Source organism: Streptomyces sp. ActVer, assembly GCF_027270795.1.
Lineage (GTDB): Bacteria > Actinomycetota > Actinomycetes > Streptomycetales > Streptomycetaceae > Streptomyces > Streptomyces umbrinus_A.
In genome coordinates, this window is record NZ_JAPWHT010000838.1 from 1 (window position 1) to 1,861 (window position 1,861).

At 70.9% G+C, this 1,861-nt stretch carries 2 protein-coding genes; both read left to right on the plus strand.

Going from position 1 to position 1,861, the window contains the following annotated elements; translation table 11 throughout:
• A partial coding sequence (locus O3Q52_RS52640) for a sortase (RefSeq protein WP_269655477.1) occupies nt 1-857 on the plus strand: 857 nt, incomplete at its 5' end.
• Between the two features lie 74 nt (nt 858-931).
• A complete protein-coding gene (gene pstB, locus O3Q52_RS52645) occupies nt 932-1,759 on the plus strand; it encodes a phosphate ABC transporter ATP-binding protein PstB (protein WP_269655478.1) in 828 nt (275 codons plus the stop codon).
• Nucleotides 1,760-1,861 lie beyond the last annotated feature (102 nt).

Consider the following 1,861-nt stretch of genomic DNA (forward strand, 5'->3'; position numbering starts at 1 on the left):
GGCCGCCCGCCCGTCCAGGACTCGCGCTGGCCGGCGCCACCCTGTGCGTGCTCGCCGCCGTGCTCTTCGGGTTCGCCGCGAACCTCACGATCGTCGGGCACCTGCAGCACTCCCGCGACCAGCAGACCGCGTACGACGACCTGCGCGAGCAACTCGCCCTGGGCACCGCCCCGGTGGGCCAGCGCACCTACGACGGCAAGCCGCTCGCGCTCGGCGCGCCGGTCGCGCTGCTGCGCATCCCCGCACTCGGCATCAAGGAGGTGGTCGCCGAGGGCACCACCTCCAGCGTGCTGATGTCCGGGCCCGGCCACCGCCGCGACACCCCGCTGCCCGGACAGGCCGGCACCGTCGTCATCATGGGCCGGCAGTGGGGCTACGGCAGCCCCTTCAACAACCTGCACCAACTGCCCACCGGCACGCGCTTCGAACTGACCACCGGCCAGGGCAAGTCCGTGTACGAGGTCACCGGCATCCGGCACGCCGGAGACGAACTGCCCGTCCAGCCGGGGCAGGGCCAGGGGCGGCTCACCCTGATCACCGCGAAGGGCGCCCCGTACACACCCAGCGGCCTGCTGCGGGTCGACGCCAGACTCGTCTCCGACATCCAGCCGAACCCGCCGCGTGCGATCAGGTCCGGCTGGATCGACCCGTCCGAGCAGGCGCTCGCCGGCCAGAACGACGCCTGGCTCGCCGTCTTCCTGTGGACACAGGGGCTGCTCCTCGCCTCCCTGGTCACCGTCTGGCTGTACCGCGTGTGGGGCCGCTGGCAGACCTGGATCTGCGCGGCGCCCGTACTGGCCGCACTCGGCCTCGCCGACTCCGCGGCGCTCACCGCGCTGCTGCCGAACGTCCTCTGATCCCTCCTCCGCCCCCTCCGAACCCCAGTCCCGTACGGGAGTTGACACTCGCAATGTCCACCGAAACCACTTCCATGGCCGACCTCACGGACACCGTCGTCCAGCCGCGGACCGTAGTCGGGCAGGGGCCCGCGAACCTGGAGGCCGAGGACGTCTCGGCGTGGTTCGGCGACCACAAGGTCCTCGACCGGGTCTCGCTCACCATGCCCGCACGCCAGGTCACCGCTCTCATCGGGCCGTCCGGCTGCGGCAAGTCGACCTTCCTGCGGATCCTCAACCGCATGCACGAGCTGATCGGTTCGGCCTCGCTCGCCGGGCGCGTACTGCTCGACGGCGAGGACATCTACGACCGCGGCCGCCGCATCACCCGGGCCCGCCGCGAGATCGGCATGGTCTTCCAGAAGCCCAACCCCTTCCCCGCGATGTCCCTGTACGACAACGTCCTGGCGGGCCTGAAGCTCAACGGCATCAAGGCGTCCCGCGACGGCCGGGACGACCTCGTCGAGGAGTGCCTCACCAAGGCCGGGCTGTGGAAGGAGGTCAAGGACCGGCTCCGCCAGCCGGGCGGCGCCCTCTCCGGCGGGCAGCAGCAACGGCTGTGCATCGCCCGCTCGTTGGCGATCCGTCCCCGCGTGCTGCTCATGGACGAGCCGTGCTCGGCCCTCGACCCGACGTCCACCCGGCGCATCGAGGAGACCATCGCCGAGCTCAGGTCCGAGGTCACCATCGTCATCGTCACCCACAACATGCAGCAGGCCGCGCGCGTCTCCGACACCTGCGCCTTCTTCCTGGCGTCCCACGGCACCCCGGGAGTCGTCGTGGAACACGGGGACACGGAAGCGATGTTCGGCTCACCCCGCGACGAAAGGACGTCGGACTACGTGAACGGCCGGTTCGGGTGATCCGCGTGTTCCGGATTCGAGCGACTCACCCAGGGGCAGCCGGATGGGGCGGCCGTCCTGTTCGACGAGGTCGTCCAGCAGGCCGAGTTGGTCGGTCAGCAG